Source organism: Candidatus Cryosericum odellii, from assembly GCF_003570935.1.
Taxonomy (GTDB): Bacteria; Caldisericota; Caldisericia; order Cryosericales; family Cryosericaceae; genus Cryosericum; species Cryosericum odellii.
On sequence record NZ_QXIU01000209.1, the window covers coordinates 1 to 11,272 of the forward strand.

The following is an 11,272-nucleotide window of genomic DNA, read 5'->3' on the forward strand; positions in this document are numbered from 1 at the left end:
CAGGGAATCCGAAGTAGTTGACGTACAGAACAACGCTGCCATGGCCGACTGCCAAAGCCCAGAGGCCGTCCACCGGAGCCAGATGGCCATCAACCGGGTAGTACTGCACCTCGAGTCCCGATTGTCGGAAGGGCTGCACCATCGATGCACACAAGTATGAGGGTAGCCAGGCATCCATCAGTTTCGCCCCGTAACGGGCGTCTCTCAGGGCTGTCAGCAGCGCTGCCTGGCCATTCTGCACGAGGCGACACTCGCCAGGCGGTAATCGCCACGACTGCGCCGACAACAGGTCGCACTCTTCCGGGTGTGCCAGAGAACTGTCTCGGAGCTCGAATTCGCCGCCTACTTCCCATTGCATCACGTGTTCAGTCCTCCCCGTAACCTGTCTGTGTCACCAGATCCTTGTACTTGTTGGCCAATATCGCGACGTACACCCAATCCTCGTGCAGATCTCTGAGAAAAACAAGATCCTCTTCCTCAATGGCGCGAAGGCAAATAAGCTTACCCTCAATGCTCATTGCCATCATCTCCCTAAAGAGTAGTTTGGGCCTTTGTTCTTCCACCGAGTGCACCTGTGATCGCTACCCCAAACCTGGTCCAGCAGGTGAGGCTACGGCTCAGTGATGTCAGGCGGCCTTTCCAAGCCACGTTGTCGCAACACCTGACCAATCGTCATGAATAGTATACGGACATCCAGCCACGGTGTCCAATGGTCAATATACCAGGCATCCAGCTTGAAGCGCTCGGTCCACGATATGCTATTGCGTCCGTTGACCTGCGCCCACCCCGTAATCCCCGGTCTCACTTCCAGCCTGCTCNNCGCTGAAACTCATCGTAGTTGGCGACCTCTTGAGACAGTTGCGGTCTTGGTCCCACCAAGCTCATTTCACCCTTCAGAACATTAACAAACTCGGGCAGCTCATCCAGGCTGGTCCTGCGCAAGAACCTCCCAACAGGCGTCACGTATGGATTGTCCGCAGCGATATACTCCCCATGAATCCGCTGCTCCGCGTCACGGGTCATCGACCGGAACTTGATGATGTGAAACGATCGTCCATGCAAACCAGCTCGTTCCTGCAGGAAGAACACTGGACGCCCGGTGTTAACAAGAATTGCCATCGCAACCAACAACAGCAGAGGACTGAAGACAGTCAGTGCAATGAGGGCGCAAACAGTGTCAAAAGCTCTCTTCATGGCAATAGACCCGTGCTACCGTCAGTGTTTTGTTGCAGCACATGAAGAGTCTTAGGTGGCGCACTAGACGACACTCCGCTTCCTTGCAAGTGAAACATCCAAAAAATAGTGGCTCCGCGCCGGGCGTATAGAGAGTCCGTGGAATAATCCCCACCTAGAGACATGTTCTCACCCACGCCAGCGTCCGAGCGAGGCCGTCTGCCAGCGACACCGAGGGCTTCCATCCCAGTTCATGCCGCGCCTTTTCTGCATTCAGCGCAATTCTCCGTACCTCGCCTGCACGGGCCGGCGCATACTCCCGAGCAACAGGATGGCCAACAACACGCTCGAAGGCAGCCAGGAGCTGATTCAGGGACGTTTCGACCCCCGTACCAATGTTGAGCGTGTCCAGAGGCCCCCGCATCGCAAGCATGTTGGCCTGTGCGACGTCGTCGACAAAGACAAAGTCACGTGTCTGCTCCCCGTCACCATACACGATACATGATTGACCGAGCAGGATATGCCGCGCGAAGATGCCGACAACGCCTCCCTCTCCTGTGGGATCCTGCCTCGGTCCGTAGACGTTGGCGTACCGCAGGATCACCGTTTCCAGCCCGCAGACGCGATGGAAATACCCGATGTACTGCTCCGCACAGTACTTTGATACACCGTAGGGGGACAGAGGCTGGATGACGGACTGCTCGCCAGCCGGCAACGTTGAGGGTTCGCCGTACAGCGCTCCGCCCGTCGACGACATGACAAACCGTCGTACATGCGCCTGGACACATGCGTTGAGCACGTTGATGGTGCCCCCAACATTGACCTGCGCGTCAAGCCCCGGGTCGCGGACCGCTCTGCGAACGTCGATCTGGGCGGCCAGGTGAAAGACGTAGTCGACGCTGCCGGACACTGCTGTGCCTACGGCCTGCTTGTCGCGCACATCACCCACAGTCAGGGCGATCCCAGCCTCAACATTATCGCGCTTCCCCGAGCTCAGGTCATCAAACACCGTAGCTGTGCAGCCCCGTGCCGCCAAGGCATCAACAATATGCGAACCAATGAACCCTGCACCGCCTACCACCATTGCGTTCACTGCTGAATCCTCCTCTCGGCCGCAATGGCGGCCGCCTCAGCATAAACTGGCATCATCTGCGACATTGCGGCTTCAAGCGAGAACCCTCCCTGGATGGTCACGCGGCCTGCGTTCCCCATGCGATGAGCCACGTCCGGCTTCAACACAAGCTCCGCCACTGCGTCGGCCATCTGCTTTGCTTCACCCAGTGGTACGAGCCTTCCGTTGATGCCGTCCTGAACCAAATCCCGCACGCCGCGGATTTTATACGCCACCACTGGCACGCCAGCTGCCATTGCCTCCATCATGGCACGGGGCAACCCTTCTCTCTGCGATGTCATGATGAAGAGACGAGAACCTGCAAGCAGGTCCGGTATCCAGTCGATGCTACCAACGAACCAGCAGACATCTTGCAGGCCCCATTCAGCACAAGCGGCTTTGACCGTGGCAAGAAGAGGCCCATCTCCAGCCATGACGAGGCATACTGACAGTCCACGGCGTCGCAAGTCGGCTAGAACTCGCAGTGCCTCCAGCGGTCGCTTGCCAGGGTTGAACTCACCTACCCACGTGATAACGCACTGATCAGGACTGAGCTGAATACCGTGCTCTGGTAGTGGCATTCTTGTCGGCAGTAGCGAATCATACTGCTGTGGATCCACCCCAACCCCTGGCACGTATCGAATTCGGAGTTTGTGTCCTGACATCTTGAACTGAGCGGCCGTGTAGTCATCCCTGTTAATGGTTACAAGGATGTCGGTCCAGTGGGCCGCCATACGCTCGGCTGCCAGGAAGACAGCGTTTGAGATACGCCCTCCGTACTCGTGAAAGTGAAACCCGTGAGCCGTGTAGACCACACAGGGAGTCCCTGCCACATGTGCGGCCCATCTCCCAAAGAACCCAGCAACGGGAGTATGTACATGCATGACGTCGAAGTGGCCACGTCGCAGTAGTTGCAGCAACTCATGCGTTCCTTTGATGTTAGCAAGGTGCAGCGGCGACCTGGCAAACGAAACAGGGTGGACGACAAATCCCTCCGCCTCGATTCGTTCCGCATAACCACTTGGACAGGCAGCTGCTTCAACGCACCAGCCCTGCTTCCGCAGCGCCCGCATGTAGGGCATCAGAAAAGCCCAGATGGTGACATCGACAGTGGCCACGAAGAGGACTCGCGGCAGAGCTTGGTCTGGTAATAGTTCCATTGTTGTCGTCATGGCACCGGTGGCTCTATCAGGCTAGCGTATAGGCTAAGCCATCGATCAGCTACAGACTCCAAAGAGAAGCTAGACTGGGCCAACTGGCGTGCGGCATGTCCCCATGAGCGTCGAGCTGCCGGCGACATGTTGAGTACCTCGATGACCGCAGCAACTAACGCTTCATCATCATTGGGAGAAACAATGCGTCCGGATATGCCATCAAGCACTGCGGTCGGGTTGCCCCCAACATCCGTCGCAACCGCAGGCAATCCACTCGCCGCAGCTTCCAGCAAGACGATCGGTAGACCCTCCCAGAGAGAAGACATAAGATACAGGTCACTGGCCCGCATAAGGTCGGGTATGTCATTTCGGATGCCGAGAAATCGAACAGAGTCTGCCACATGAAGGGTCGTCGCTAGCGTACGAGTGGCATTGAGCAGCGTTCCCTGACCAACGAGCAGCAGTGTAGCACTTGGGTGTGTTTCAAGAACTCGTGCAAACGCGCGCAGCATGCCCGCATGGTTCTTCGCTTCCTCGAACCGGGCAACCGCCAGTATGACACATCCATCGGCTCCTAACCCCAACGAATGGCGAACCGCAGTGCGACGCTCCTCGTCAGGGCAGAACCGTGACATGTCTACTCCATTAGGCATGTAGATGATGTGCCCCGCCGGAGCGGCTCCTACAGCGACGTAACGGTCGACAGCAGCCTGGCTGACATTGGTCGTGATGCTAGCCCAACGGTCCGTGACCCGGTACGCATACATGCGCAGTCTTCCACCCTCGTTAACATTGTGAGCGGTACACACAAGTGGTATCTTGCGCCATCCAACTACCCGGGACGCCCGCGCAAGCAAGTTAGCATGGATCATGTGGCTATGGACTATGTCGGGTTTGAACTGGCGCACAATACTGGCTAGACGCCAGACCATCCTGGGATCTGGCCACTTACGTTTCATGTCTAATGACCACAGATGAATCCCTGCGCTGGTCAGATCATCTTGGTAGGCTACTGGTAGCAACATGGAGACAACTCCGACCGACAGACCCCGGGCTTTGAACGCCAGCGCCACATCACGTACCTGGGTCTCTGCCCCACCATAGTCCAACCCAGTAATCACAAAGAGAGTGCGATGGACCGTTGGTTGAGCGACGGCAGAGTCCGTAGTCTTATGTGGGACGCTTGACGTGATTGTCACCTGTACCCCCTTGCAAAATTGGCAATTCCATGTTCATTAGAATTCTCACGTACAGCAGTGGTTCCCACATCCCTCTCCCAGCTCTTGCAACACCCTGTTCATAATCATCAATGATTCAGCCACTACCAAGTTGCCGCAGGACTCCCGCCAACTGGAGAACGACCAGAGCGTATGCTCTGGACACCATCCCTCCGTACTTCGACGGGCACCTTCCATTTCGTTCTCAGTCGTCGGAACGTGTCTCTGTTGCGAGCAGCCACCCTTTGTCCTGGCAGGGCACGCAGGACTAGCGGGCATGCAATCGTTTCTCATTATGCAACTCCAATACCTCCTCAAGGAACAGCAATCGCTTGCGCTCCTTCGGATCTACGTCTATCTGCAGGACATCTTTCCTTGGAACCCTTTTCCCCATCCATTTGGACACGAAGCCCTCGACAGCGGCTATCTCACTCACTAGACTGCCCTGGCGATTGGGTACCTGCAAAATGAAGGGAACAGGCAAGGGGAAATCGGTGTCTTTGCATCCCATGACTACAGGGAGTCCATACGCCAGATACTCCCGAACCTTCAGTGAAGAGGACTCGGCACCTCCCTTCCGATATAGCGCCAACGTGCCGATAGCGACGTCTGCACGTCCAAGTATGGGTTCGTACTCTTCGCGACACATGCTACCGTGACAGGCAACGTTCTGCCTGGCGCATGAGCCGGCTGAAACGCCCACGAGGTCGAAGAACCAGTCAGTCTTCAGGCCTGCCAGGGTCAGTATGTCATCTACACCCTGCCACGGTTGATTGTCGCTGCCAAGGAACACGAGTCGCGGACATGTGTGGTGCGTGGGGGACTGCACTATGTAGTCCTCAAGTCTTATCCCGTTGCCAATCACGACATACGGCTTACCAAAACAATCGTATTGGGGCAATTTGGATAGCTCGGCACTGACAAACACCAGTCCTGACGATGTCCGCAACAGAAATCCTCGGGTTAGGCGATTGTACGTACTCCGGGCCCTCGACGACATGCGATATTCACCTAGATCGTCGGTGTTGATTTCAAGCACTAAGGGCACCCGTCGAGTCAGCTCCTGAATAGCTGGATACCATAGATCACACCTATGATAGACTACATCTGGTCGCCACCGCAATACGGACTTAGCCGCTGAGTTCCATGCACGCATGCGACCAACGTATGTTCGACGGGGATACGGGAAGACGTGCCAAGCAAAATCAGGGGTCCCATAGGTGCCTGTATCATTGGCAGAAATGTGAAAGACGGCTACGTCGTTTCCCAATCGTCGCCAACATTCAACCTGGTATAGTATCTTGCGGTATACACCGCTCCTCTCGGGATGCCCATCGAAGTCACAGTGACAGAGATAAGCGATTCTCATGTCTTCCTTTCACCCACTGTACCGCATGTGTATGTGACCACAAAACCCATCGCAAACCAGATCTGGGGCCAGACATAGGAACGCGCTAGAATAATCGCTGACAGGCAAAAGAGTAATGTGATAAGCGGGAGTGGTCCCCTTCCCCTTGCAAGGAGAGCCCGCGCACGTCTGGCCAGTGCCACAGCCAGTGCCACAAAGGAGGCAAAGGGAACGATACCGTATGCGGCGAGAAATGATAACCAATTGTGAATATAGTCCCCCAGAAGGCCCGTTTGCCACCATTCGCTCATGTAGCGGCCGAGGAGCCAGTCCTGCCGCAGCACCGCCCAGCCCGCGCCAAGAAGCACTGCCCTACTTTGGACAGAGCTGTCTGCACCAGGACTGAGGACAATCGAAATCATACGGTTGAGGAGTGGCGAGGCTCCAATAGTCGCCTGATGCTCTGACAGGACAAGCAGCACTGCACCGANNTCTATGGCGCATGGCGCTGAGCCACAAGTAGATACCTCCCCACGCCAAGAACAGATAGAAGCTCGCTCGTGAGAAGGAGAAGAAGAGAAGCCCGCTGGCTATGACGTAAACTAGCAATTGCGTCCGCGGAATCCTACGATAGGCGCCCATGAGGAGGAGACTCCACACAGCCAGAGTGTCGCCAAGCGCGAGGTAGTTGAAGCTTTGTCCCGTCTCATAGTTCTTGAAAAGCAATATGACGACGCCATATCGGACCATGCTGGCTACGACCCCATAGAGCACTGGCGCAGCCAAGGCAAGAAATACGGTCCATAACATGAACCTCGTCGAGACGACATCCCTAACGTTCTCATAAACACGACCAATTGACAGACCAATTAGCCACATCAGCAGAGGGAGCAGGAGAGTCATCGCCGCGTTGCTCCAGAAGTCCGCCTCACCCCCTGCACGGACGACTTCTGGGTACCACAGAGCATGAAGGACCGCCATACATGCAAGCAGACTCCATCCTACGATCTGATACAGATTGGCTCCTGAGTGAGAACGACGCAACAGCGTGTCAATTGCAGACCGCCCCATCATCAGCAGCATCAGGGGGATGTAGACGACTACTGTTAGCGAGATCGGTTTGAAGTTCCCGAGGACGGCAAAGTCTGCATAAGAAATTGATACTGCGTACATAGCCAGTACATACAGGCCGAACAGGCCAGACGCCCTCAGTCTATGGTCAGTTGTCACAGCATGTGAAGAGCCTCTAACGCGATGTATCAGCACGTCGAATAACTCCGAGGTCCCTGACCTAGAGGAGGACTCGAATGCATCAGCCGAGAACAAATCCGTTTCTGGGCCGCTCTTTGCGAACCATTGACCTCCAGGATACGGTCTCGTGCAATGAGAACTGAAGGAGATTGGCTCCTGCCAAACAGACCAAGAACACCAGAACGCGCGTTCGCCGATTCGTCAGCCAGAACGGCTTCCCGGACAAGACGTCCGGTGTGTTGGAGGTGCGAGACTCTGCAGGTGACAGTACCACGACTACGAAACCCTGACCTAAACATGATCAGCCAATACCGCGTCAACCAGCCGCGTCAGACCGCTGATGGAGCTCACTAGGACACCTTGCGTAATACGCTGCTTCAGCAACTCCTGCATGTAATGCCGAACTGCGGGAACATACAACTTGCTCCAGTTCCGGTTGTGCCAAAGCAGGACCAACACGCCACCGCAGCGTCGGCACTCCTGTGACACGCGGTCCAAGACCTTCGTTCCTTCAGACCATGCAGACAGGTACGTTGCATCCATGAACATCAACGGCCATTCGAAAATCGACATTTCCCTGTCACTCTCAATGTCGTAGGGATGGAAGGGCAGACAGCTACCACACCTAAATCCTGCAGCTTTGCTGTAACCCAACGTCGCGTCGTAGGCAAGCCCCTCTGCTTCCCAAAGGCGCCATGTGGTCGGCGTCTGCCATCGCAGGTAGTGCTGGCGGCCGCCAACAATGGGCAAGCCTATCGATTGCAACCGGGACAACTCATTGTGAAATCGCTCGGCATTCTCATAGGCGTTGAATCCTGCATGGAATCCGACCTCGTGTCCCATACTCCCCATCGTCTTCATCACGGCCACCACGCCGGGTGCATCGACTGCGTAGTCTGCACCGTACTGACCAGCGTTGTCAGCCAGAAAGTAGTATGCAGAACGCACCCCAATTGATACCTCCCACGCCGCCATCTCCGACAGGCAATCGTATTCGTCGGCCTTCCTGTGGGTCATAGTCTGCACATAGTCGCGAAAAACCATGCGGTCCATAGTTGACCCTCGACCTGTCGCGGAGCGTACAATGGCGTGCGCGGGTGGCTTGCCGCAAGCAAAACGATGTAGTTGGTCGATATCATGGGTGAGTGCTATCGCCCACGGGGCTGTTCCCCACCACCTCCGTTGTTCGCCCGTAAAACCCGCGACGCGCAACATCTTGAGGAGCTGTTCAGCATATTGGTTGACGATCGGTTCCTGCAGGAACCCTTCCTGAAACGCGACGCTTGACTCTGCTGGGAAACGGTCAAACACATCCACTGCAGGCACAACGGTCTCTTCGTACCGGGAAAGCATGAAGAAGGCCCCCGCAACAACATCGACGTGACAATCGACCCGGGTGCCTTGCGCCTCACGTTGGACACTGTAGAATGTGTCACCTGACCCACGGTCATCGCGGTACAGCGCTGGGATGTTTTCCATTCGAATGACAGGACGCTCGGGCATGGCATCGATACTACCATAGTGGCCATCGAAGAAGCCAGACACGAAGACGTGGACACCACTGTCAATCCCCTCAGGTGCTACTCCATATGTGACAAGCACCTCATCTTCCCGCCGCTCGGCTGCGGCAGTCCCTTGAACAAGGCAGTCCGGAGAAACGACCATCTCGAGGAGAGTGTGAAGGGCATACTGGGCAGCACGGGGGTGCCCCACGTTGCCGACGGAGTACCTCACCCTGGTGATCATCCTCAGTGCCTCCTCAAGACGCCCTTGAACCGTGACAGTTGCACATACGCTGGGAACGCTGCTCTAAACCATAGGGGTTCTCTCGAGATTGCGAGGCGCGTTGTCAAAGTGCCCCCGAACTCAAGCTTGAAATCCGACACGCCGGGCAGGTTGGCTCCACACCAATCATAATACTCATAGCCCATAGCTTGCAGTTCCTTGAGTAGACAAATGTGCATCGCCACGGCTGCGCCTTTGGTCAGACCTATCGCAGAGGTACCACTCCAGATACCATAGACAGTCCGTGTTCCGTGCGCCATGGTAAAGACCGCACTCAGAGGAACACCGTCGACACCGCGCACTACAACTTGCATGCCATGGACTCCAGCGGCCTCTATCAGGGTAAGCAGCTGTTTTCTGCTTGGGCGCACATCTTGTCCATGCCGCGACATTGTCGCCTGCATGAGATCACAAAGAACATCCCCATCAGGAGGCTCGACACGTGCGGTGACCTCCGCACGTTGGGCTTTCCTCATTTTGTAGAGTTCAGGTCGGGACACGCTTTCCTCGAGTACCCATGTTTTCAGCGCTGTCACCACGGTCCAGCTGGTCGTCAGGTCCCAGTGATGCCAGAGGGCTTGGCGCAGATCCACCATGTCCGTAGTGCAAGTGAGGGGTGGTACGACGAGCCTTCGACGGGCTATGTCCTCAAGAAGTGTCCCAAGAATCTTCTGTCTTCCCTGGACGCTTTCCCCGGAAATCACGATAGGGTTGTAAAGCAAGGACGAACGTACCATGTGTGCGGGACCTACATCGATGGTTTGCAGGGCCACGCCGCCTACCAGTCGTTCCTCGTCAAAAACGGCAAGCAACACAGGGTGGCCTCCAAACGCTCTGCAGTTTGCGTCGAGCCACCAAGCCGAGGAAAACGGAGAGCCCCACGGCTGCAGAACCAGCCACTCGTCCCAGCGATCCCATTCTACCTGCTTCAGCTCGCGCACGGTCAAGTTGGTCATGCCCCTGCCTGCCTCGTCACATCCTCAGGCACGCGACCCGAGTGTAGCACGAACCACCGCCGATAGACACGCAGGCTCGTGATGTAGGCCACTGGCACGAAACCGACTTTCGCCGAACTGCGCTGAGACGCATGGTTTGCTACCACAGTGTCGGTCACGAATGCCTGAACCAACCATGTTGGCTCCGCCAACACTTCGCTCATGCTGCTGCATAGCAGTACCGGCAGTATACCGTGACCACGCCAGGCAGGCGCCGTCCAACCGTAATGTAGCCAACTCCAGCCCGGAGGAACGGGGACGCTTCGCGTCACGACACCCTTGCTCCTGTTGTCCAATCGCCAGCAGTGGCCGACGACCTTACCGGTACCATCAATGGCCAACCAACCTGATTCGCCCGCAGCATGAAACCTGAGAAAAGCCTCGGCAGTACTGTTCGAACGAGCAGTCGCGACGTCGGACATAAGGGCTGGCTCAAAACGGACGATAGAGACGTCGCCGGGAACGGTACTCTTGGAGCGATATTCCTCACATCCACTGCGCGCTGTTGCGGCGTCGAGCTTGAACTCAACGACCCTCAGTATCTCTAGTCCAGGAATCCTCATGTTCAATCCAGCCCTCTAGTAGGTACTTCTGGACGAACAGGAACACAGGACCTCGTCCACAACATTTGTCGCCGACAACGACAGTGAATGTGACATCGGCAAGCTCAGCACGCTCGGAACGACCGCGTCCACGTTCAGCGGTTCCTCTGGCAGTTCCTGCTTGCCCACGAAGCACCGCTGAAAGTAGTGGCCAGCAAGAACCCCTTGTGGAAACATGCTGGCCCCCACCAAGGGAAACGCCGTCAGGAAAACCAGATGTCGCGGAAAAGACTTTGTCATGCCTTCCCGCCATTCTGCAGTAGCCGAGATGCATGGAGACTCGCGAGAGAGTTGATAGTCGGACTGGGCGAATTCTGCCAGAGAAGCCGCCGCTCGCGCGCGTCTGGCCATCCTTCAAATGCTCCCAGTGGATCCCTCGCGATGCAACGTCGCTTGCGCTCCACATCTAAAATCAAGCGAACTCCCGGGACAACTCGGCCTATTTGTCTGAGGCGAAGCCCAGACATATTTCTCGCAAGCGAGGCAACAGAGGGGAGTCCCAACTGGTGTAGGTCGATACCTAGATCCGCTCCAATCTGGAAAGTAACGTTCTTCTGGAGTCTGCGGTTGAGTCGGAGCTCGGGTGGCACTCGCAACCAGAAGTCGATGATCCTCCTGTCCCAATAAGGTAACAAC

The 11,272-nt window shown here is 56.3% G+C and carries 11 protein-coding genes and 1 pseudogene; all 12 read right to left on the minus strand.

The genetic code is table 11. From position 1 onward, the window contains the following. A pseudogene (locus SMC5_RS08460) lies at window positions 1–361 on the minus strand (hypothetical protein); the annotation flags it as partial. Between the two features lie 4 nt (window positions 362–365). Further along, window positions 366–518 (minus strand): hypothetical protein, encoded by a 153-nt coding sequence (locus SMC5_RS10810; protein WP_165846686.1) that lies wholly within the window; start codon window positions 516–518, stop codon window positions 366–368. Window positions 519–610: 92 nt separating this feature from the next. Further along, the gene (locus SMC5_RS11775; protein ID WP_207799170.1) at window positions 611–805 is read right to left on the minus strand and encodes a sugar transferase; all 195 of its coding nucleotides are present in this window, start codon (window positions 803–805) and stop codon (window positions 611–613) included. Then, window positions 802–1,194 carry a sugar transferase gene (locus tag SMC5_RS11440; protein WP_207799171.1) on the minus strand — a complete coding sequence of 131 codons (393 nt, stop codon included), beginning with the start codon at window positions 1,192–1,194 and terminating at the stop codon, window positions 802–804. Before SMC5_RS11440 ends, SMC5_RS11775 begins: the two co-directional genes overlap by 4 nt. A 154-nt stretch (window positions 1,195–1,348) precedes the next feature. Next, a complete protein-coding gene (locus SMC5_RS08470; RefSeq protein WP_243621757.1) occupies window positions 1,349–2,257 on the minus strand; it encodes an NAD-dependent epimerase/dehydratase family protein in 909 nt (302 codons plus the stop codon). A gap of 5 nt (window positions 2,258–2,262) precedes the next feature. Further along, entirely contained in the window at window positions 2,263–3,444 is a 1,182-nt protein-coding gene (locus tag SMC5_RS08475; protein ID WP_165848327.1) for a glycosyltransferase family 4 protein, read from the minus strand. A gap of 8 nt (window positions 3,445–3,452) precedes the next feature. After that, complete coding sequence (locus tag SMC5_RS08480; RefSeq protein WP_119120362.1) at window positions 3,453–4,637, minus strand: glycosyltransferase; 1,185 nt, start codon at window positions 4,635–4,637, stop codon at window positions 3,453–3,455. A gap of 286 nt (window positions 4,638–4,923) precedes the next feature. Next, the gene (locus tag SMC5_RS08485; protein ID WP_119088153.1) at window positions 4,924–6,024 is read right to left on the minus strand and encodes a glycosyltransferase; all 1,101 of its coding nucleotides are present in this window, start codon (window positions 6,022–6,024) and stop codon (window positions 4,924–4,926) included. A gap of 1,521 nt (window positions 6,025–7,545) precedes the next feature. Further along, window positions 7,546–9,000, minus strand: a complete 1,455-nt coding sequence (locus SMC5_RS08500; RefSeq protein WP_119090000.1) for a polysaccharide deacetylase family protein — start codon at window positions 8,998–9,000, stop codon at window positions 7,546–7,548. A gap of 2 nt (window positions 9,001–9,002) precedes the next feature. Continuing rightward, window positions 9,003–9,995, minus strand: a complete 993-nt coding sequence (locus SMC5_RS08505; RefSeq protein ID WP_119088156.1) for a GNAT family N-acetyltransferase — start codon at window positions 9,993–9,995, stop codon at window positions 9,003–9,005. Beyond that, the gene (locus SMC5_RS08510) at window positions 9,992–10,603 is read right to left on the minus strand and encodes a GNAT family N-acetyltransferase (protein ID WP_119090001.1); all 612 of its coding nucleotides are present in this window, start codon (window positions 10,601–10,603) and stop codon (window positions 9,992–9,994) included. The genes SMC5_RS08505 and SMC5_RS08510 overlap by 4 nt, the downstream gene beginning before the upstream one ends. A gap of 9 nt (window positions 10,604–10,612) precedes the next feature. Continuing rightward, window positions 10,613–10,876, minus strand: a complete 264-nt coding sequence (locus SMC5_RS08515; RefSeq protein ID WP_119090002.1) for a hypothetical protein — start codon at window positions 10,874–10,876, stop codon at window positions 10,613–10,615. Window positions 10,877–11,272 lie beyond the last annotated feature (396 nt).